The organism is Bacteroidota bacterium (assembly GCA_016722565.1).
GTDB lineage: Bacteria > Bacteroidota > Bacteroidia > 2-12-FULL-35-15 > 2-12-FULL-35-15 > 2-12-FULL-35-15.
In genome coordinates this window covers 72,667-91,243 of record JADKIU010000003.1, presented here as the reverse complement: position 1 = coordinate 91,243, position 18,577 = coordinate 72,667, and the positions used below count along the sequence as shown (strand labels likewise).

The 18,577-nt window shown below is 36.6% G+C and carries 19 protein-coding genes; 6 read left to right on the top strand and 13 right to left on the bottom strand.

Annotated elements, in window-relative coordinates; translation table 11 throughout:
• Window positions 1–21: 21 nt before the first annotated feature.
• The 8 genes from IPP64_11520 to IPP64_11485 are packed head-to-tail and all read right to left on the bottom strand — an operon-like array spanning window position 22 to window position 7,762.
• Window positions 22–708, bottom strand: coding sequence for a YdcF family protein (locus IPP64_11520; GenBank protein MBL0330020.1), 687 nt, complete (start codon window positions 706–708; stop codon window positions 22–24).
• A gap of 3 nt (window positions 709–711) precedes the next feature.
• The gene (gene cutA / locus IPP64_11515) at window positions 712–1,026 is read right to left on the bottom strand and encodes a divalent cation tolerance protein CutA (GenBank protein MBL0330019.1); all 315 of its coding nucleotides are present in this window, start codon (window positions 1,024–1,026) and stop codon (window positions 712–714) included.
• Window positions 1,023–1,514, bottom strand: a complete 492-nt coding sequence (gene purE, locus IPP64_11510; GenBank protein MBL0330018.1) for a 5-(carboxyamino)imidazole ribonucleotide mutase — start codon at window positions 1,512–1,514, stop codon at window positions 1,023–1,025. Before purE ends, cutA begins: the two co-directional genes overlap by 4 nt.
• Window positions 1,511–2,671: a 5-(carboxyamino)imidazole ribonucleotide synthase gene (locus IPP64_11505; protein MBL0330017.1), complete on the bottom strand. Its 1,161-nt coding sequence runs from the start codon at window positions 2,669–2,671 to the stop codon at window positions 1,511–1,513. Before IPP64_11505 ends, purE begins: the two co-directional genes overlap by 4 nt.
• A gap of 2 nt (window positions 2,672–2,673) precedes the next feature.
• On the bottom strand, window positions 2,674–4,098 hold the full coding sequence (locus tag IPP64_11500) for a TolC family protein (GenBank protein ID MBL0330016.1): 1,425 nt from the start codon (window positions 4,096–4,098) through the stop codon (window positions 2,674–2,676).
• Window positions 4,067–5,422, bottom strand: a complete 1,356-nt coding sequence (locus tag IPP64_11495) for an HlyD family efflux transporter periplasmic adaptor subunit (protein ID MBL0330015.1) — start codon at window positions 5,420–5,422, stop codon at window positions 4,067–4,069. The genes IPP64_11500 and IPP64_11495 overlap by 32 nt, the downstream gene beginning before the upstream one ends.
• Before the next feature lie 4 nt (window positions 5,423–5,426).
• Window positions 5,427–7,082 (bottom strand): ABC transporter ATP-binding protein, encoded by a 1,656-nt coding sequence (locus tag IPP64_11490; GenBank protein MBL0330014.1) that lies wholly within the window; start codon window positions 7,080–7,082, stop codon window positions 5,427–5,429.
• Window positions 7,082–7,762 (bottom strand): TetR/AcrR family transcriptional regulator, encoded by a 681-nt coding sequence (locus tag IPP64_11485; protein MBL0330013.1) that lies wholly within the window; start codon window positions 7,760–7,762, stop codon window positions 7,082–7,084. Before IPP64_11485 ends, IPP64_11490 begins: the two co-directional genes overlap by 1 nt.
• A gap of 171 nt (window positions 7,763–7,933) precedes the next feature.
• On the opposite strand from IPP64_11485, the gene fabG reads away from it, so the two are divergent.
• From fabG to IPP64_11470, 3 genes are all read left to right on the top strand, one after another.
• Window positions 7,934–8,680, top strand: coding sequence for a 3-oxoacyl-[acyl-carrier-protein] reductase (gene fabG / locus IPP64_11480; GenBank protein ID MBL0330012.1), 747 nt, complete (start codon window positions 7,934–7,936; stop codon window positions 8,678–8,680).
• A 99-nt stretch (window positions 8,681–8,779) separates the two neighbouring features.
• Window positions 8,780–10,855 carry a hypothetical protein gene (locus tag IPP64_11475; protein ID MBL0330011.1) on the top strand — a complete coding sequence of 692 codons (2,076 nt, stop codon included), beginning with the start codon at window positions 8,780–8,782 and terminating at the stop codon, window positions 10,853–10,855.
• Between the two features lie 158 nt (window positions 10,856–11,013).
• Window positions 11,014–12,087: a branched-chain amino acid aminotransferase gene (locus tag IPP64_11470; GenBank protein ID MBL0330010.1), complete on the top strand. Its 1,074-nt coding sequence runs from the start codon at window positions 11,014–11,016 to the stop codon at window positions 12,085–12,087.
• Window positions 12,088–12,134: 47 nt separating this feature from the next.
• Here the strand turns inward: IPP64_11470 and IPP64_11465 are convergent, their stop codons facing one another.
• The gene (locus IPP64_11465; GenBank protein MBL0330009.1) at window positions 12,135–12,716 is read right to left on the bottom strand and encodes a DnaJ domain-containing protein; all 582 of its coding nucleotides are present in this window, start codon (window positions 12,714–12,716) and stop codon (window positions 12,135–12,137) included.
• Between the two features lie 60 nt (window positions 12,717–12,776).
• On the opposite strand from IPP64_11465, the gene IPP64_11460 reads away from it, so the two are divergent.
• Together IPP64_11460 and IPP64_11455 are read left to right on the top strand one after the other, a co-directional pair.
• Window positions 12,777–13,838: a hypothetical protein gene (locus IPP64_11460; GenBank protein MBL0330008.1), complete on the top strand. Its 1,062-nt coding sequence runs from the start codon at window positions 12,777–12,779 to the stop codon at window positions 13,836–13,838.
• A gap of 57 nt (window positions 13,839–13,895) precedes the next feature.
• Window positions 13,896–14,510, top strand: a complete 615-nt coding sequence (locus IPP64_11455) for a thioredoxin family protein (protein MBL0330007.1) — start codon at window positions 13,896–13,898, stop codon at window positions 14,508–14,510.
• Window positions 14,511–14,634: 124 nt separating this feature from the next.
• Here IPP64_11455 and IPP64_11450 read toward each other — a convergent pair whose 3' ends face one another.
• Window positions 14,635–15,300, bottom strand: a complete 666-nt coding sequence (locus IPP64_11450) for an SCO family protein (protein MBL0330006.1) — start codon at window positions 15,298–15,300, stop codon at window positions 14,635–14,637.
• A gap of 8 nt (window positions 15,301–15,308) precedes the next feature.
• A complete protein-coding gene (locus tag IPP64_11445) occupies window positions 15,309–15,809 on the bottom strand; it encodes a redoxin domain-containing protein (GenBank protein ID MBL0330005.1) in 501 nt (166 codons plus the stop codon).
• A gap of 152 nt (window positions 15,810–15,961) precedes the next feature.
• On the opposite strand from IPP64_11445, the gene IPP64_11440 reads away from it, so the two are divergent.
• Complete coding sequence (locus IPP64_11440; protein MBL0330004.1) at window positions 15,962–16,408, top strand: hypothetical protein; 447 nt, start codon at window positions 15,962–15,964, stop codon at window positions 16,406–16,408.
• A gap of 60 nt (window positions 16,409–16,468) precedes the next feature.
• On the opposite strand, the gene IPP64_11435 is transcribed toward IPP64_11440, so the two are convergent.
• Window positions 16,469–17,914, bottom strand: a complete 1,446-nt coding sequence (locus IPP64_11435) for a redoxin domain-containing protein (protein ID MBL0330003.1) — start codon at window positions 17,912–17,914, stop codon at window positions 16,469–16,471.
• A gap of 8 nt (window positions 17,915–17,922) precedes the next feature.
• Complete coding sequence (locus IPP64_11430; GenBank protein ID MBL0330002.1) at window positions 17,923–18,417, bottom strand: hypothetical protein; 495 nt, start codon at window positions 18,415–18,417, stop codon at window positions 17,923–17,925.
• Window positions 18,418–18,577: the final 160 nt, after the last annotated feature.

The following is an 18,577-nucleotide window of genomic DNA, read 5'->3' as shown; positions in this document are numbered from 1 at the left end:
TCCGAAAAAGTTTTAAATGGATTACCAGTCAAACCATTTGCTGTATTTTAAATACTCATCCACTTTCATGTTGTAGTCGATGGCTAGTCCAAGACTCTCTTTTTTTCTTTCCCAATAGTTTTTATCCTTTATCAGTGGAGAAAACTCATCGTTGTAGGCTAACCAGAAATCTATCTTCGGTTCATCCGGATGTTTAACAGCTCTAATTTTTTTTGGTTGCAAGTTGATGTAATGAACGGTTTTGTGTCGGATACGCTCGGTATAGTTGGTCAATAAAAATCCCTGAACAGGATCCGTTGCAATGGCGATTCGTTCAAATTTTAATTCTTCTGCAACTTTGAGCGAATAATAAACATTTTCGGAGCTGTGTTTTGCACGTGGTTCAATAAAAATATTCTCTTTTGGGATTCCCATTTTTACAGCATACAATGCCATGATGGTACCTTCATTATAAGGTGTGTGCACACTTCCGCCACTGAAGATAAAATTTTTCGCAAGTTTGTTATCATATAGATGCAAGGCCCAAAGTAGCCTGAATTTAATAACTGCGTTCCATTCTTTTCCATCGTGTGGATAACCGGGAATAATCACCGCATCATACGGTTCTTCCTTCGCTTTTTTATAACATTTTCCGGGAGAATGTTTTACCATCGAACAGGAGGTAATCAAACCGATTAAAAAAATAAATACAATAGTTTTTATACGCATTGCTTAAACTTTTAACGTTCCATTAATTACTTTGTCTGCTTGAGAAGCCTCGATTGTTGTGATGGGTAACGAATAAATTTCAGGAAGGTTGGTTTCGAAAATACTTTTTATTTCTTTTTCGATTTTCGAAAACAGCAAGGCTTTTGTTTTAGCGGTCAAAACAAAAATGGGTGTTGAAATGATTGTTGAATCCAACAGTTCAATTCGCTTTTCAGTAGTGCTGATGTTTATATCCACAGCAAACGTTCCTTTGATAAGTACTTCTGCTATTTTTTTTATGGATTGTTCATCTTTGGATGAAATTTTTAGTAGAATCATAGTTTGGTATTTAACGTTTCAACTTTAAGCATAACTTCGTTTTTCATTTGTTCTTTGTAGTTGAGTATTTCTGTTCGTATAGCTGGGTTGCCAACCGATAAGATTTGTGCTGCAAGTATTCCTGCATTTTTTGCTCCATTTAATGCTACGGTTGCTACCGGAACACCACCCGGCATTTGTAAAATGGATAAAACAGAATCCCAACCATCAATCGAATTGGTGGATTTAATAGGCACACCAATTACAGGTAGCGGAGAAAGGGAAGCAATCATTCCCGGTAAATGTGCGGCTCCACCGGCTCCGGCAATAATTACATCAATACCTCGTGTATGTGCTTGTGTGGCATAGTCCAGCATGCGATGTGGAGTTCGATGTGCTGAAACAACCGTTACTTCATGTTCAATTTTAAATTGTTTTAATATTTTCGATGCTTCCATCATGATCGGTAGGTCCGAATCAGATCCCATTATAATTCCTACTTTTTTCATTTCCATGCTTTTACTTTTAAGGTTTCACTTACTTTTTTTGCTTTTAATTTTGCTGCATCTATCGATTTATCTAAGATGGTAACATGTCCCATTTTTCGATAGGGTGTTGTTTCTTTTTTTCCATAGATATGGATTTTGATTCCTTCAATTGCCATGCTTTCTGTTAATCCTTCATATTTTACTTTTCCATATTCATTTTTTTCACCAAGCAGGTTAATCATCACTGATGGAATTTTTATTTCTGTCGACCCTAAAGCGAATCCTAAAATGGAACGTAAATGTTGTTCGTATTGGGATGTAATACAACTTTCAATCGTATGGTGACCACTGTTGTGGGTGCGAGGAGCAACTTCATTTACATAGAGCTGGTCCGATTCATCCAGAAAAAATTCCACGGCTAAGATGCCGGTCATTTGAAGATTAGAAATAATTTGTTCAGCCAACGCTTTTGCTTTCTCCTGGATGGGAAGAGGTTCGCTGGATGGACAAATCAATCGTTCAACTAAATTAGCTTCCTGATTAAATTCCATCTCCACCATTGGGAACGATTTCATTTCTCCTTTGCTGTTTCGTGCAACAATCACCGCCAATTCTTTTTTTACCTTTACTTTGGCTTCTATTAAGGAGGCTCCTTCCATCAGTCGTGGTAAATCCACCTCGCTATTTATGACTTCAACGCCTTTCCCATCATAACCCGAAGTGCGGAGCTTTTGGACAAACGGTAACTGGAGTGTTCCGGCTTCAATCGCAGTTAAAATTTCATCTTTGGAAGTGAATAATTGAAAAGCCGAACTCGGAATGGTATGTTCCTGAAAAAATTGCTTTTGCAATCCTTTGTCTTGAATCAATTTTAAAATCTCCGGCTCCGGAAAAATGCGTTTGCCTTCTTTCTTTAATTGTAGTAATGCTTCCGTATTAATGTTTTCAATATCAAACGTAATCATGTCCACCTTCTTTCCAAATTCATACACCGTTGCATAGTCGTTGTAATCTCCTTTTGTATAGTTGGTGCAAATGGTAGAGGCGGGGCAATTTTCGTTTGGGTCGAGGATGTAAGTTTTTAAATCCCAGTTGCTGGCTGCCAATGCCAACATTTTTCCTAATTGTCCCCCGGCAATAATTCCAAGTTTAAAATCCGATGTTACAAGTTGTTCCATAATTAATAAAGTGTATTGAGTAAACCAAATGAATATTCTGCTTCTAATGCTGCTTTCTTGTTTTTGTTGAATAGTTCATTTAATTTTAATTGTGCATTGATATAGCTTATTTCTCTGCTGTTAATCATAAACAGAGAGCTTTCACCGGATTCAAACAATCGTTTTTCTGATTCCCATAATCGCTGATAATTGTTTACGTTTTTGCTGTATATGTCAATTTGTTTTTGCGACATGTTAAATTCATTGATGGTTGATTTTGTTTTGTTCACCAACTCATTTCTTTTGTTGACAGCATCCAATTTGGTGTTCTCAATTTTAATTTTTGTGAGCTCCAATGCTCCTCTTTCTTTTCTTAAAAATATTGGAAAGCCTACCGTTACGCCCCATTTATAATTGTTTTGGTAGCCCATGTTTAAGTTTTCTGCATTAAACAGAGGATTGTAGTTTACATTGAGAGAAGGCTTTAGTTTATCTTGCTTCAATCTTTTTTCAATCGCCAATTCCTCTAATTTAAATTCATATATTTTTAATGCCGGATGGCTGTTAACCAGGCTGTCCAATTTCGATAAATGCCCATTTATTGCATTGTTAGTTGCAGGTTGCAATGTGGTTTCTGGAATTGTTTTCTCCGTTAACTCGATTGGAACATTGTTTTCCATCCATAAATAATTGGAGAGGAGGAGAGATTTTGTTCGATACTCCAGCTCTGCTTGTTGCAAATGCAGGAGTCGATCTTGAAGTTGAATGTTTGCCTCCACGGTATCTATTGCCGGACGGTCGCCCAAGATTGCTGTTTTGCGAACGGCTTCAAATCGAGTTTGACTCAGGTTCACTGCATTTTTATGCACTTGTAAATTTGAATAGGCCATTTGCCATTCCCAAAATACTTTTCCCGCACCATATAAAATCTCATTGATGATATTGATTTTATCATAGGTGGATAATTCTTGAAATACCTTTGCTTGCTTTAGGGTGGCTCTTCTTTCATCAATGATTAATCCTTGTAATAAAGGCATTGAAATTTGAGTGTAAAGGAGTCCTTGCTCAGGAGTGGTGTTTTCAGGATTTAAATACCTACCGTTATTTTGTTCGTATCCTCCTTTTACTTCAATACCATACCAGGTAGGAATTTTAAAACCACCTTCTCCTAATTCATAATAATTTTTTGAATCGTAGAATTTTGAATTGAAGTCGTAAAAAAGTTTCGGGTCAAAGTTTCCTCTTGCGGATAAAACATTCGCTTCAGCCGACTTGGTTATCAAATTGGCTTGTTTCACAAGCGGGTGATGTTGTTTTACGAGTTTTAAAAAATCAGTAAAACCCAATTGCGATAACGTATCCTGCTGTCCGATACACGTGTTTACGAATGCAGAAAGAAAAAAAAGGAAGAAAAAATTATTTCTTAGTTTCATTTGATTTTTTTGCATCAGTTTTTTTGTAATAATCTGCCGGGAAGCCATTGATTTGGCGCCACAGCTCATACCATACCGGTACGTTTTTTAATAGGGTCATTGAACTTGCTCCGGCACCCAATCGAATTTCTTTTGGCCATTCCGGTTCGTTTTTATCACGAGCTACGAGCACACGGTACTTGCCATTTTCACTGATGAAATTATCGATGGCAACAATTTTTCCACCATATGTTCCGTATGAAATCCCGGGCCAGCCTGAAAATACCACAGAGGGCCAACCATCAAATTGGATTTGTACTTCTTGTCCGTTTTCTAATAAAGGAACATCCATTGGATTCACATACATTTCAATGGCCAACTCATATTCCGATGGCATGATGCTAATGATGGGCGAACCTTCCTTTATGGTTTCACCAATACCGGATTGAATCGCCTTGGTGATGTAACCATCTTGTGGTGCCAATATGTGATACATCCCAGAGCGTATGCTGTAATTGATAAACTGATTTTGCAATTTCGAAACAGTTGCTTCCGCATCATACATGTTGGATAAGGTGGAATATTTTTCGGATTCCGACTTTGCAATTTTATCGCGGTAATCTGCATTGATGCTTTGCAATTCTATTTTTGAATTGAGGACTTCATTTTTACTGGTGATGTATTTGTTTTCCTGCGCAATCACTTTGGCTTGTGTTTCCTGTAATTTTAGTTTGCGTGTTTCTAGATCAGTTAAAGATTTCAACCCTTCTTTATGAAGTTCTTCCATACGTGTGAGCTGTTCTTTCGCAATTTTATAGTTCAATTGTGTTGCGACTAATTCAATGCTATCACTTTGTACTTTTAAATTTGCTTGAATGAGTTTGTTTTCGGCTTGTTCAAATTTTAATTTACGAGCATTAATCATCGCGTCAATCTGGTTGTCGTTGGCAATTACTTTCTCCATATACGACTTCACGGCAAATTCTTTTGATTTTAATTGCTGTTCTGTATTTGCGACCAAATTAGGATCGAGATATTCTTCCTTTGTTTCACTGATGAATAAAATGGTATCTCCTTTTTTTACAAATTGCCCTTCTTGAACATTCCATTTTTCGATTCTTCCAGCAATAACGGAATGAATGGTCTGCGGTCGCTGTTCCGGTCTAAGGGCAGTTACTTTCGCATGCGAACGAATGTTTTGTGTCCACGGTAAAAAAAGGATGATGAGTAAAATAATTCCGATGGCATAAAGTGTTTTGATTAGTTTTTTGTTGTTCACTCTGGATGCCAATATGCGGAAGGAGGTTAGGTTTTCTAACCCCTTTTTATCTTTTATGGTATTATGTGTGATGTTAAGCATATCGTTAGCTCAAAATTTTTCCTTCAGTTAAACAAATAACAGCATCAGATTTTTCGTGTAAATACGAATCATTTGAAATGCTAATCAAGGTCCAATCGTTTTGTTTGTTCGTTAAAAATTGGATGATTTTTTTTCGTTCATTTTCTTCAATGGAATCGAGGTGATTTTCCAAAAGAATTAGTTTCGGTTTATTCACAATGCTTCTGGCAATTAAAATTCGTTGAATGATGCTTTTCGATAATTTCTGTCCAGAGATTTCGATGGGGGTGTCCAATCCTTTTGGTAATTCTTTTATGTATTCCGAAAGAAACACGTTATCTGTTGCCCATTTCACATCTTCGATGGTTATAAAATCTCTACCGAGTGTAATGTTTTCAAAGAGTGTGCCCTCAAAGATGGTTTCTTCGGCTAAGCCGTTTCCAATTACTTTATAAAGTTCAGAAATCGTATAATTTCCAATTGGAAACCCATTGATGCAAATGCTTCCGGATTGTGCGCGGTATAAACCACTAATTAAATGGATGAGTGTTGATTTCCCTGAGCCATTTGTCCCGGTGATACAATAGCTCTGATTCGGTTTAAAATCGTAGCTGATGTTTTTAAGAACTGTTTTTGTTCGTCCCGGATAGGTATAGCTTAAGTCTTTAACTTCAACATGGATGGGTGAAGTGATTTTGTGATTTAAAGTAGACGATAACGATTGTTCATCCAATTCCAAATCGGTTACTTGTCCGATTTTTTCTAAGGATGTTAGAATGTCAAAGACGTTTTCAAGACTTAAAATAATTTTTTCGGAAGAATCAATCACCAATAAGATGATGATTTCAGCAGCAACAAACTGACCAATGTTCATCTGTTGATCTAAAACCAATAATCCACCTACGATTAAAAGTCCTAAAGCCACAATAATCTTGAAGCATAAAAGAAGGATGTATTGCTTTTTGAGCACCTGAAAATGGTTCTCTCTCGATTCAAGATAACCGGTAACACGTTCATCCGTTTTTATTTCCGGTAAATTGGTTACACCTGCAAGTTTAAAGGAGTCTTTTGTTCTTGCCAATTCTTCCAACCACGATACCACTTTGTATTTGTATTTCGATTCTTCTAAGCTGGTTTCTAAACCTTTTTTACTCGTTAATTTGATGATGGCATAAACGAGGATAACCAAGAGAATACTGAAAAGAATAAAAAAGGGATGGTAGAGGGATAATAAAATTAATCCAAATACAATTTGCAATATTGCGGTTGAAAAATCAATAATGATTTTAGATAAACTTTTTTGTAAAGTCAATACATCAAAAAAGCGATTCATTAATTCAGGAGCATAATGCTTATAAATTTCCTCGAATTTAATTTTTGGTATTCGGTACGTAAAGTCGAATGCCGCTCTCGTAAATATTTTTTGCTGAATGGTTTCTGTAATTCTCATTTGCATCAATTGCATGTAGCCACCCATTGCAATTCCTAGTGTTACGATAAAAACAAGTATCATCCAAGAGGCAGAAACACTTCCTCCTTGAATCAAATTGATGATGGATTGTATACCAATCGGAAGAGAAAGGGCAATCACACCTTTGAAAAAGGCATAGGTATATACCTGATAAATTTCCTTATTATCTGGCTTCAGTAATAACCAAAATCGTTGGTAAGGCGTTTTCATTATTTGTTTTTGATGGATTGTAAACCTAATTGTGTATAGAATTTCGTGATGTAATCAGCCGATTTTTGTTTGTTGGTCAACCGTGGCAGATGTTCGGCAAAAAACACTTGTAAATGCGCTCCTTCAATAATGGTGGAGAGCAGCATGTGCGGATATTTATAATTTGGATTAATTTCTTTGATGGTTTCCGCCAAACGCGCAACAAATTGTTTGTAGTTCAAATAGGCACCTTCTTTATTTGATTTATCTACATCCTTGGTTAAATACGATTTAGAGGATTCTGAAATTAAAATCTGGTGCAGCTTGCTCACTTTGATTCCATCAATGATTAATTTATGATCTTTTGTTGATGTGATTAAGGCAATGCTTTTTTCAAATCGCATCTCTGCAGATGGAATGTTTGCTGTTTCGAGTACCAGGCGGTATTCCATCCAACCCCAATACCAGGAAGTAATGTAAACCAATAATTGATTTTTACTTTCAAAATACCTGTAGATCGATGCTTCGGGTGAATCAATCTTTTGTCCGAGTTTTCTGAACGTGAACGTTTCGAAACCGATTTCATCAATCATATCAATGGCATTGGTGATAATCTTTTTTCCCAAATCACTGGAAGATGGATCTTTGATGTAAAGATTCTGATTGATGGTGATTTTAAAGTTAGATAGCAAGTTTAGCATTTTGTTTTTATTTATTGCAAAGATAATAGTAATACTATTACAAATGTTTGTAATGTTGTTAAATTTTATTAAAATCAATCAGAGTTGTTGAAAACCAGTGAGTTATTTTTATTAAAAAGGACTTGAATTTTCTTTTATCTTTGTTTCATAACTCGTAGAAATAGAATTAGTATGAAATTATTAGAAGGAAAAGTTGCTTTAATTACAGGTGCGTCTCGCGGAATCGGAAGAGGCATCGCACTTAAATTTGCAGAACAAGGGGCAAACGTTGCGTTTACCTATTTATCATCTGTTGAAAAAGGGGAAGCATTAGCAAAAGAATTAGAAGCATTTGGAATAAAAGCAAAAGGATACCGTTCGGATGCTGCAGATTTTAAAGCATCCGAAGAATTAGTAAATAGTGTTGTTGCCGATTTTGGAACCGTAGATGTATTGGTAAACAATGCCGGAATTACACGCGATACCTTATTGATGCGCATGAGCGAACAACAATGGGATGAAGTAATGAATGCCAATTTAAAATCCGTATTCAACTTAACAAAAGCAGTTCAAAAACCAATGCTGAAACAACGCAAAGGTTCCATCATTAATATGAGTTCGGTGGTGGGTGTGAAAGGAAATGCAGGACAATCAAATTATGCAGCATCCAAAGCCGGAATTATCGGGTTTACAAAATCAGTAGCATTGGAATTAGGCTCTCGTAACATTCGCAGTAATGCCATTGCTCCCGGATTTATAGAAACAGAAATGACCGATGCGTTGGATCCAAAAGTAGTGGAAGGATGGAGAGACAGTATTCCATTGAAACGTGGAGGTACTGCCGATGATGTTGCAAATGCGACCGTATTTCTTGCATCTGATATGAGCGCATACATTACCGGGCAGGTATTGAATGTTTGCGGTGGAATGTTGACCTAGTTCGAACCTCTTTGGATAATAAATAGTTTATCATAAGAACCGTAGAAAAAAAACTCTGCGGTTCTCCTTTTTCTTAAGCGACCTCTGCGGTAAAAAAACATGAACATAGTTTTCGAATACCCATCTTGGTTTATAGTATTTTGCATCCTTGCCGGTGTTGCTTACGCATTCATTCTTTATCGCAAAGACAAAAAATTTGATGAGATTTCCATTTGGCTAGTAAGAGCGATGGCTGCATTTCGTTTTGTCGTTGTCACCTTACTTTGTTTTCTTCTCTTATCTCCGCTTCTTAAAACAGTTAACAGGACTACCGAAAAACCGGTAGTGATTATTGCTCAGGACAATTCCGAATCGATTGTTGTTGGGAAAGATTCCGGTTTTTATAAACAAGAATACAAACAGAATCTACAGAAATTAGTGGATGTATTGAGTGATAAGTACGATGTCCGTTTATACTCTTTTGCCGATAAAATAAAATCTATTTCTTCTATCGACTCCTTATCCTTTAATGAAAAGCAAACCGATATTTCGGCCTTATTTGATGAAATAGAAACCCGTTACAGCAACCGAAATTTAGGCGCCATCATTCTGGCTTCTGATGGCTTGTATAACAAAGGTGCGAGTCCGGTTTTTACTTCCGATAAATTAAAAATTCCAATCTATGCAATTGCCTTAGGCGATACAACAGTTAAAAAAGATGTGATTCTTACAAAAGTTGAACACAACCGTTTGGCATATCTCGGAAATGATTTTCCGATGGAAATGGTGGTTACTGCAAAACAATTAAAAGGAAAAACATCAACACTCACCATTTCAAAAAACAATACAACCTTATTTACACAGTCTGTCAACTTTAATTCTGACGCCTTTACCGTTACAATTCCTGTTCTGTTGCAAGCAAAAGAAGTAGGATTGCAGCATTATAAAGTTCGATTGACTTCCTTGCCTGAAGAGATGAGTCTTGCTAACAATGCTCGCGATGTATTTATTGATGTCTTGGATGCGCGACAAAAAATTGTGATTTTATCGGATGCACCTCATCCTGATATTGCTGCCATTAAAGGTTCTATTGAATCGAATCAAAATTATGAAGTAGAAAGTTATACGTTGGATAATTTTGACAAACCCTTAAAAAAATACAATCTGGTAATTTTGCATTCTTTGCCGAGTGCTCGCAATGCAGCAACAAAATTGATTACTGAACTCAATGCCTCCAACACTCCTTTTTGGGCTTTTTCCGGTGCTGCTACTCAACTACGAAACAATCTTTCGGTGCAAGCAAAAACAGGTAAAACAAATGAGGTAGAACCCTTGTTGGATGAAAATTTTCCACTGTTTACGATTAGCGAAGGGCTTCAAAAAGCAGTGAAAGATTTTCCTGCAGTGGTTTGTCCTTTTGGAACCTTTCAAAACGACAACAATAGCACTCCTTTGTTTTATCAACGCATTGGAATTGTGGATACCAAAAATCCACTCATGGTATTTAATACTACCGGTGATGTGAAGAGTGCCTTGTTCAGCGGAGAAGGGATTTGGCGCTGGCGCTTGCAAGATTTTGCTGCAAATGGGAATCACCAATTGTTTGATGAATTTATTTCTAAAACCGTTCAATATTTATCTGTGAAAGTGGATAAAAGTTTTTTTAAAGTGTTGAGCAAAAATAATTTTTTCGAAAACGAAGCCGTTGAAATGGAAGCTGAGGTATACAACGAAAGCTATGAACTCATCAATGACCCGGAAGTAAATTGTGTGATTACGAATGCTGATAATAAAAAATTTAATTACACTTTTAGCAAAACCACCAATGCCTATCGCCTCAACGCAGGTATGATGCCCGTTGGTGAATATAAGTATGAAGCAAAAGTGAAAGTAGGAGAGAAGCTCTATCAACAACGTGGAACTTTTAGCGTTACTGCACTTCAGGTGGAACTCACCAACACCGTTGCCGATCATCAGATGTTATATAGTTTAGCGAAAAAACATGATGGTGAATTAATTTATCCGCAACAATTAGAACAATTGGCAACTAAATTAAATGCGCGAGAAGACATTAAAACCGTTTCTTATTCAGAAAAGAAATTAAAAGAGGTGATTCATCTGAAGTGGATTTTCTTTTTAATTCTCACCTTATTAAGTATTGAGTGGTTTATGCGCAAACGAAATGGGGCTTATTAATCCCATTTTTTGTTGTTTTTAAGCCAGAATAACCTGTTTTTTATGGCTTTTGCCCTTTTTATCTGCCATCTTTCCACATTCGTCTAAATTTAACATTCAGATTATTTGTTTAAATAAATTAAATACTTATTTTTATAAAATACATAAACTAAAATTATATGGTAACAACAGCCATTCAACCTATTAAAGTTCAAAAATCGGCTCACCTCCGAATTAAAGAATTGGATTATAACAACATTACTTTTGGTAAGTTATTTTCTGATCATATGTTTTATGCCGATTTTAAAAATGGGCAATGGAGCGATGCTCAGATTTTACCATATGGTCCTATTCCGATGAGTCCGGCAACTTCTGCGTTGCACTATGGACAAGCTATTTTTGAAGGAATGAAAGCCTATAAAAATGATAAAGGAGAAGTATTTTTATTTCGCCCCTTAGATAATCACAAACGAATTAATATCTCTGCAGAACGGATGGCAATGGCTACTATTCCGCAAGATTTATTTATGGCCGGATTAACGGAGTTGGTGAATTTGGACAGAGACTGGGTGCCGGATACAGACGGTTCTTCTTTATACATTCGTCCGTTTATTGTGGGTACAGATGAATTTATCGGTGTGAAACCATCTGATAATTATCGTTTTTATATCATCACTTCTCCAGCCGGGAAATACTACAATGAACCGGTAAAGGTATTGGTAGAAACGAATTACATTCGTGCAGTTGAAGGTGGTGTTGGATATGTGAAAGCTTCCGGAAACTACGGTCGTTCTTTATTCCCTGCTAAACTTGCTCAACAAAGAGGGTATCATCAAATTATTTGGACCGATGCTCGTAATCATCGCTATTTAGAGGAATCCGGAACAATGAACTTGATGTTTGTGATTGATGATGTATTGATTACTCCTCCACTAGGTGATACTATTTTAGCGGGTATTACCCGTGATAGCGTTTTAACATTAGCACGCGATTGGAAAATGAAAGTGCAAGAACGTAAGATTAGTATTGATGAAGTATTGGATGCTCATAAAGCCGGCACCTTGGAAGATGCTTTCGGTACAGGAACTGCAGCTACCATCGCTCAAATTGCACAAATCGGATTTGAAGGGAAAGATTATATCCTTCCTCCAGCACAAGGACGAATTTTCTCAAACCGCGTTGCCATCGAATTGGATAATATCCGAAAAGGTAAATCACCGGATGTTCATAATTGGATGTACAAAGTGGGTTAATCGTTCAGCAAAACAAAAAACTCCTCCGAATTTCGGGGGAGTTTTTTTTATTTCTTCAATCGTTTCAGTATACCATTGAGCATGGTTTGTTTTCCCATCATGCCCCGCCAACCTTCTCTTACCAATATAAATCCGGAAATGCTGATCAATACAAAAGGCAATGGCCAAAAGTTTTTTAAGGTGCCATAAATGGTAACCGTAATGATGATAAAACCAATGAACATTCCACTTGCAAAAAATAGGTTGTATAAAAAAGGAGACTGCTTGTAATAGTCTTCATCATTTTTTTCTTTGTAGGCATATTGACTGAAACTATTCCAATCGTAGTTGAAGTTGGAAGGATTGCTGAAGGAATCATTTCTTACCGAAGTGCCATAATACTGTCGTTTGCGTTCAGCATTTTCCTTTTCGGTGTCATAATAATTCAATTTGACATCGTGTAAATATCGTTTTTGATCATCGCACAACACATCGTATGCTTCGCTTACTACTGCAAATACTTCATTCGCTTTCGGGGAATTGTTCACATCCGGATGCACCAATTTGGCCTTTAATCGATAGGCCTTTTTGATATCCTCCAAACTGGCATCCCTCGGAATGTCCAATATTTTGTAATAATCGTATTGCATTGATACTAATTTATGGAAAATATTTGGTAAAAACGTCTATCTGTTAAAAAGGAGGTAAATATGCGATCTATACTACTCATCTCAATCATTCTTTTTTTCGCTTATAAAGCGAATTCCCAAACAACGTATACGTTAAAATCGGTAACCGTTTCTGATAAACCTGCTGTGGATACAGTCTTTGGAACCTGGAAATACAGTGTAGCCGATTTTGAATTTATTGATGATAAAATGGTCATCCTAACGTATGAAAAGAGTTTGGAAAAACCCACACTTCGTTTGATTGATGCGAATCAAAAAGTGCTTTCTTCTTTTGAACTACCCGATGAAGCTCAGAAATTTTATAAAGATTATATGGGTTTCGTGAATGTGATGTGTGTGAACCACATTTATCGGGTTACCATTCAAGATGATGTGTTGCGTTTGTTTTCATTGCCGGTAGAGGATTATAAAAAGTTTATTATGCCCTGTGTGGACAGTGCACACCAGTCTATCTATTTCTCAAATTACCAACGCGATTATCCGGAGTTCACCTATTATGCCTACAATGCATCCGAACAAGTATTTAAACCGATTAAAAAAGTTGGCGATCCGGAAGTGATGCATGGCTACAACATGGAATACTATTTTTTAAAACCAAAAGATCGAGTGCAAGTGCGAAAGCTTGCCAATTATTATGGTGTGGATTTTCACCGTGTGGCGGCTAACATGAGCGGTTTAACCAGCAGCATGTATTATAGTCCGCTTTACTCGCCTTTATTTGTAATGGACGATACCATTTGTGTGTTTGATCATTCCAGTAACGCCATTTTTAAATACGATGGGAAATTGAAACAACTCGATTCCATTGCAATTGATTACAATCATCCGAAAAGTTGGAGAGAGTGGAAAAATGAAGTGATTATCGATAAAGAAGCGAATGCCGCTTATGCGCTGTATCAGAAAAATGGATTTTATTATTTAAAACGAATCAATATGTATTCCGGAAAGATAATGGCGTCTTTCAAACTCAGTAATCAGTACGTTGAAAAAATAAAAATTAAAGGGGATTATGTGTATTACATCTACCGCCCCTTCGAATCGCTGCAAGAAAAGTTTGTTTACAAAGAGTTGATAACAAATTGAGGTTTTTTGGATTGATTTTTGTAAATTTATATCTGTAAATTAAAAAAACAGATAAAAATGAAAACATCGATTAAAGTTTTGATTGCAACCGTAGCTGTGTTCTCTACAGCAACCGCTTTTAAATTGGCTGATTATACGGAGTTGGAAATCGGAAAAGCGATACCAAGTGCGGATGTAAAAATGCTCGACATTAGTGGTAAAGAGGTTTCCCTTGCCGATGCAAAAGGTGAAAATGGCTTGTTGGTTGTATTCTCTTGTAATACTTGTCCATACGTTAAGTTGAGCGAATCACGTATTAAAGAATTGTCAAAATTAACAAAGGCAAATAAGGTTGGTTTTATTTTATTGAACTCCAATGAAGCACAACGTGGTGATGAAGATTCGTATGATGAAATGAAAAAATATGCAAAAGCACAAGGCTATGATTTTTACTATGCCGTAGATAAAAACTCAGCTATTGCAAATGCCTTTGGCGCGTCACGCACTCCTCATTGCTTTTTGTTTGATAAAAAAGGATTGGCCTATAGAGGTGCGATTGATGATAATATTAAGTCGGCTTCCGATGCAAAAGAGTTGTATTTAAAAGATGCAATAGTCGCAGTAGGAACTGGAAAAGCCGTGAAAACAAATTCTTCTAAATCTGTTGGTTGCTCGATTAAGAGAGTGGAGTAACAATTTGGAAATTTGCCAATTTGAAAATGATATAAGCATCAAATAAAAAGCCCTTTCGAAATTGAAAGGGCTTTTTTATTAAATATCTTTAATTGACACATTATCTAATTCCCGAATTTTCAAATTATTTCCCTTTATAATGATGTTCCGCCAATAATAATTCGATGTCTTTCATCAGTTGATTCATTTCGGTAGAATCTGTCCCATCATAAAAGCCGCGGATGCGTTTGTCTTTATCAATCAAGGCAAAATTTTGCGTGTGAATAAAATCATCCGGACCGCCATCACCTTCTTCTGCATTCAATAAATAACCGGTACGGGCAATATCGTACAATGCTTTTTTCTCACCCGTTACAAACATCCATTGCTTTGAATCTGCATTGTGTTTAATCGCGTATGCTTTTAACTGTTCTAAGGTATCAATTTCAGGATCTACCGTATGAGATAAAAATTTCACTTCTTGATTCCCTTTGAATTTTTCTGCAACGCGTTCCATTTGTGTACTCATAATCGGACAAATTGTATGGCAGGTGGTGAAAAAGAAATCGGTCACATATACACTTCCTGCAAAGTCCTTTTCGGTCACTGTTTTCCCGTCTTGGTTGATAAAGCTGAAGTTTTGAATGGTGTGATAGGTGGTATCGGTTTTGCCATTTTTAGACTCGTACTCCTTTTCACCAAAAATGGGCAATAGGCGTAAGGGCTTGTCGGTATCATAAATAAAAAAGGCATATACAAAAACACCTGCAGCAACAGCTAATAAGGCAAGGTTAAGAAATTTGGGTTTCATCATCATGATTATTGGGTAAGCTTGATTTCGGATTTTAAAAATTCATAGGTCAGTTTTTTCTCAAAAAAGTGATTGATTTGTTTCTTCTGATTAATGATTAATGTTGCTGGTAAAGCTCCGGACCATGCATCGGATATTTTTGGAATAAAATAGTTTCCATTCACCTCATCCAATAAGACCACTTCCGAATAAAGCTTTTTTGTCTTGATGAAAGGAATTACTTTGGCTTGTAACTCTTCTTTAAAATCCATTGTAACGAGTAGTACTTTTATTTTTGTATTGGCATACTCTTTTGAGATGCTATCAAAATCAGGAAGTTCTTTTACACAGGGCGCGCACCAGGTCGCCCAAAAGTTAACAATATAGGTGGTGTCCGATTCGTTTTTTATACGTTTTTCAAGGTCGGTGATTTTTAATACCGGAACGTGTTGCGAAAAGGCTGAATGGCTATAAAGCAGAACAAAAAGAAAGGTGAAAAGGTAGCGGATGTTTATTTTGCTGTTCGACATGCAATCACGTATTTATGGGCTTTTGATGCAAAAATAAGGCCTAAAAAGACTCCGATTTCAGCTTTAAAATGTGAATACATCAAAGGTATTCAATATTCCGTTTGATTCTGTCTAAAAAAAATGGAAATCCCGAATATTTTCATAATTTCGCCATGGATAAAAAAAATCAATTGGGTACGGTCGAAGAATATAAAATTACAGCTCCTGCAATTAGTACAGCAGGTGTTTACTATTTTACCACGGATAGTGACATCAACTATGAAGTGCGTTTTGGTCGCAGGCAAGATAATATTTTGCATGCTACCATTGTATTTGGTGTTACCAATGATGAGTTTGAAGGGGAGGAGTATACTGTTACCAATAAAGGGGAATTGTACCGTGTTATGACCACCATTGTTGCCGTAGTGAAGATGTTTATGGCTGAACACCCGAAAATGGTGACTTATGAGTTTACCGGTTTAGCAAAGGAAGACGAACCTGAAGATAAACTGACTTCCCGCATCAATTTATACAAACGCTATTTGCCTCGTATTTTCGACCGAGAATGGAAATTTGACTATTCCCGAGGGAATACCATCATTGTAACACGCATTAAATAAAAAATCCTCCACTTTTTAAGTTTGGAGGATTTTTTTATGGTTTTGGAACCATTCCTGTGTTTATTTCTTCGTCTCTTTCTCTAAGCGTTCTTTTTCGAACATTTCAATCAGGTTGCCTAATTGTTCGGCATCGATGCGTTTCGCTTTGATGATTTTATTTTCATCCAACAGGTATATCACCGGTGTGCTATAGATGTCATAAATCTTTTTGGTAACGGCTCGTTTGTATTGATCGGGCTGATAACCGTTAATGAACTGGAGGTTATTGTCTTTGATGAATTTTTTCCAAAGCTTAGGACTGTCTTCCGTTTCATAAGCAAAGATCTGCACATCTTTTGATTTTAATTTTTTGTACAGCTCCACAATCTTCGGCATTTCCTTTTTGCAATGTCCGCAGTTTTCGTCCCAGAATAATAAAACAGTATACCGTGCTTTTACATTATACAGAGCAACCTCTTTTCCGGTTGTATCCTGCATCACAACAGCAGGAGCTTTTTTGCCAATTAGTAAGGGTTCTAGAATATAGGCTCTGTTGATTACTTTATAAAGTTGGGTAGAATCAATCCAAGGGGTTTGTTTTTTAGAATGGTAACGGTTTACGAGGTGCACAAACACGGCATCCATCCCCATTATTTTTGAACTTTCGTAGGTATAGGTAATCCAGTTCACCAGGTATTTGAATACTTCTTCATTGGCTCTTCCTTTTTCAATAATCAAGTCGGTTGAAATGTTAATTGAATCCGGAGTTTGTGGCGTGAGTTTATCTAAATACTGTTTGATTTTGTTGTGAAAAATAGGGGTGCGCAATAAGCGGTCGTCACTAAAATCGATGTTGTCAAAAAAGTGTGATTTATAATAACGGTAACCAAACGTACTGTCTTTTCTGCCATTGGCTAAGATCGGTGCTTCCGGAACAATCGGTTCTTCCATCGCTCTGAATATTTTTGATACGAAGGTGGTTGGGTGGGCTTTAATGAAATTGTTTTTGTAGTCCATTACTTCCTTATCGATGGCAGCAATCTGATCGCCTACAATTTTAGCGGAGTCTTTGTTGTCTTTTACCTTCTTATACAAATCGCGTAAGGGTTCAATTTGTTTTTGTTTAACCCCCATGAAACTTTGGTATTCATAAAAGTATTTATTCTCTTCTGATCCTTTTACTTTCATGTGTTTTATGTAATCCAGTGTATCGGTTTCGAGGGTGAAGTTTTGCTCTGCATCCATTACAAAATCAAAGTACTTTTTGCTTGGAGGCACAAATAAATAAATTCCTTGATCGTATTTCTCAGTGGCGGTAAAAATTACTTCTCCTTTCGCATTTGCTTTCGCAGAATCCTTGATATAGTTTTTATCACCATAATAGCAGGCCAATAAACACATGGAACCTTCCTTGAGGCCTTTGGAAACAATTTTAATGTTGCATCCTGTTGGAGGAGTATTGCCCGCAAAAGTGGTTGAACTGATGAATGCTGAAAGTACGAGTAGCGTTTTGAAAAGGTGTTTCATATTCACAATTATTTTTTAATAGGTGTAGGTTCAATTTTCCGTTCAATAAACTCTGTTTCCGCTGAAACAATGATTTGTTTTTCCGCAATTTTTACGCCACAATTTACCGGATGGCAATAAATGACCTTTGTTGTTCCATCGGGCATCGAAAAAGCCATTTCTGTTCCCATGGTAAGAGGGCCTTCGAAGGTAAATGGGGTTTCAAAGTATTTTTTAAGGTCCACATCCCATAAATGGCGTTCTTTTCCTAAAAAAAGGATGTTCAATGGAAAAAGTGCTTCGGTGATTTCTACATAAATGAGGTTGGTGGTGGGTTCGTAACAGATTTCGACAATGCCGTTGACTTTCGTGGTGTATTCAAATTTGCCGACTACCACTTTCACATCCGTTTCAAAATTGGCTTTTCCAGGGTGAAGTTTTATCTGTGGCTTGATGAGTGTCCAGGTATACGTCCCCTCTATAAACATAAACGAGTAGGCGGAAGTACCTTTGATTTCACCCATGGCGGCAAACATTTTGTTTAACATCGGCTCCTTGATAGCGATTATAATATCTTGATTTTGAGCGAAATTGCTCAATGAGAAGAGAAAGAATAAACTACTAAAAATCGTTTTTTGGATGAAACGCATGTTGCTCAATAATAGGAACCCAAAAATAAGTATT